Origin of the sequence: uncultured Campylobacter sp. (genome assembly GCF_938002845.1) — a bacterium.
GTDB lineage: Bacteria > Campylobacterota > Campylobacteria > Campylobacterales > Campylobacteraceae > Campylobacter_B.
In genome coordinates this window covers 1-2,164 of the sequence record NZ_CALKZP010000001.1, presented here as the reverse complement: position 1 = coordinate 2,164, position 2,164 = coordinate 1, and the positions used below count along the sequence as shown (strand labels likewise).

The window sequence follows — 2,164 nt, the reverse complement described above, 5'->3', positions numbered from 1 at the left end:
GGCAAGCTAAATCCGACCTTCAAAGACGACGAGGCGGCCTACACCGAGGGCTTTTACGACGGCATAGAGCTTCTTGGCAAGGTTGCAAACCGCGAAAAAGAGACCGCCGAGCTAATAAGCTTCGTCAAAACCTCGCAAGAGCAGCTAAAGGCTAAATTTAGCGACTTCATCGTGGATAAAAGGCCTAAAATTTACATGGCAAATCCCGATCTCACGACCTACGGCAGCGGCAAATACACGGGCATAATGTTTATGCGAGCCGGCGCGCAAAATGTCGCGGCGCAGAGTATCAAGGGCTACAAGCAGGTATCTGCAGAGCAGGTTTTAGCGTGGGCGCCGCAGATGATCTTCGTGCAGGATCGCTACCCGCAGGTGCCCGCAGAGCTTAAATCCAACCCACAGCTTGCAAATTTAAGCGCGGTCAAAGAAGATAAAATTTACATGATGCCCGAATACGCCAAAGCGTGGGGCTATCCGACTGCCGAAGCCATGGCGCTTGGCGAATGGTGGCTAGCGATGAAGCTCTATCCGAAGCATTTCGACGAGGCGGAATTTAACAAAAAAGTAGAGGAATTTTATCAAAAATTCTACCGCACGAGCTATAAATGAAATTTTCCGCCCTGCTGCTGCTATGGGTTCTGCTGTTTGCGGTATCGCTTGGCATCGGGCAGTATCCGATTAGCCTAGAGGAGACGGGTAAAAATTTTTACTAGCAAAATTCTGCGTAAAATCACAAAATTCTGCCCTACGAAAGCATCTGAAATCCCCCACGACAAAATCAAAATTTATATAAAAATTTATCTGGATTTTATACTGATCAGCTATAATTCCGCTATTCTAATCCCGCATATTTTGCGGAATTTTCAAGGAGAAAAAATGCTTAAACTTCACTCAATCCTTCTTGGTACAGTGCTTTGCGCTGGCCCGGCTTTTGCAGATCGCACGATTACAGATCAGCTCGGTCGCAAGGTCACGATCCCAGATCAAGTAAATCGCATCGTCGTGCTACACCACGAAGCGCTCAATGTCTTAAACGAAATCAACGCCCAAGATAAGGTCGTAGGCATCCTAAAAAGCTGGGAGCAACGCCTAGGCAAAGAGTATAATCGTTTGGCGCCGAGTTTTAAAAACCTACCTAATCCGGGCGATATCAAAGATGTCAATTACGAAGCTCTGCTTAGTCTAAAGCCTGATGCGGTCGTAGTGGTCAACTACTTCCCTAAAGAATATATCGCTAAAATGGAGGAGTTAAAAATCCCAGTCGTAGGCATTTCGTTTTTTAGCTCTGCACAAGAGGAAAAAGCTAAGCTAAATCCGACCTTTAAAGATGAGCGCGATAGCTTCGCTGCTTACGATGAGGGCTTTTACGAGGGGGTTAAAATTCTAGGCGAACTAAGCAATCACGAAAAGGATGCCGCTGAACTAATAGATTTCGTTAAAAAATCGCAAGCTGATTTAAATGCCAAATTTAGCAATTTTATCGTAGATAAAAGACCTAGAGTTTATATGGCAAATCCTGATCTTACGACCTACGGTAGCGGCAAATATACTGGCGTAATGTTAGCAAGAGCGGGTGCGACGAACGTTGCCGCTGCAGATATAAAGGGCTACAAACAGGTTTCACCGGAGCAAATTTTAGCATGGAATCCGCAGATTATCTTAGTGCAAAACCGCTATCCTCAAGTACCTGCCGAACTTAAGGCAAACCCTGCGCTAAAAGGTCTTAGCGCCGTGAAAGAGGATAGAATTTATCTAATGCCCGAATTCGTTAAAGCATGGGGTCATCCGACTGCCGAAGCAATGGCGCTTGGTGAGGAATGGCTTGCGATGAAACTTTATCCGCAAAATTTTAAGGACGCAAACTTTGATAAAAAAGTAGAGGAATTCTACGAGAAATTTTACCGCGTCAAATATCAAAAATAATGCTAAACCTAATCCTGCTTCTTTTTTGGGTAGTGCTGGCGCTAATCTCGCTCGCTAGCGGGCAGTTTCATATACCGTTAGAAGAAATTTTTAAAATTCTCTTTAGCGGAGGCGGCGATGAAGCCGCCAAAAGTGTGATGCTGGATGTTAGAATTCCGCGCATTCTACTCTCCAGCCTTTGCGGTGGAGCGCTTGCTATCGCGGGTTTGAGCTTACAGGCGGTATTTAAAAACCCGCTCGT

The 2,164-nt window shown here is 45.5% G+C and carries 3 protein-coding genes; all 3 read left to right on the top strand.

Going from position 1 to position 2,164, the window contains the following annotated elements; all coding sequences use genetic code 11:
* A partial coding sequence (locus tag Q0224_RS00015; RefSeq protein ID WP_297947919.1) for an ABC transporter substrate-binding protein occupies positions 1 to 609 on the top strand: 609 nt, incomplete at its 5' end.
* A gap of 267 nt (positions 610 to 876) precedes the next feature.
* Positions 877 to 1,923, top strand: coding sequence for an ABC transporter substrate-binding protein (locus tag Q0224_RS00010; RefSeq protein ID WP_297947917.1), 1,047 nt, complete (start codon positions 877 to 879; stop codon positions 1,921 to 1,923).
* The coding region (locus tag Q0224_RS00005; protein ID WP_297947914.1) for an iron chelate uptake ABC transporter family permease subunit at positions 1,923 to 2,164 on the top strand (242 nt) is incomplete at its 3' end. The genes Q0224_RS00010 and Q0224_RS00005, both read left to right, overlap by 1 nt.

Coding starts and splice junctions, on each gene's coding strand:
- Q0224_RS00010 (WP_297947917.1), top strand. CDS start 877: ATGCTTAAACTTCACTCAATCCTTCTTGGTACAGTGCTTTGCGCTGGC.